Origin of the sequence: Pseudomonas sp. SIMBA_041 (assembly GCF_046535095.1) — a bacterium.
Lineage (GTDB): Bacteria > Pseudomonadota > Gammaproteobacteria > Pseudomonadales > Pseudomonadaceae > Aquipseudomonas > Aquipseudomonas mucoides.
This window is the reverse complement of the sequence record NZ_JAWRXJ010000911.1, coordinates 1-237: the sequence shown is the minus strand read 5'-3', so window position 1 is coordinate 237 and position 237 is coordinate 1. Positions and strand designations below refer to the sequence as shown.

The following is a 237-nucleotide window of genomic DNA, read 5'->3' as shown; positions in this document are numbered from 1 at the left end:
CTGCAGCAACTGGACAACCTCCAGGCCTGGGCACGTAGCAGCTTCGAGCGGCTCCAAGGCCTGTTCGCGGCCCGCAAGGCCAATGGGTTCACCCGTGAATGCCACGGTGACATCCACCTGGGCAACGCCACCGTGATCAACGGCAAGGTGGTGATCTTCGACTGCATCGAGTTCAACGAACCGTTCCGCATGACCGACGTCTGGGCCGACACCGGCTTCCTGGCCATGGACCTGGAA

1 pseudogene is annotated in these 237 nt (G+C 62.4%); it reads left to right on the top strand.

Features of this window, described 5'->3' with window-relative positions:
- Positions 1-237: pseudogene (locus SB725_RS33780) on the top strand (hypothetical protein); the annotation flags it as partial.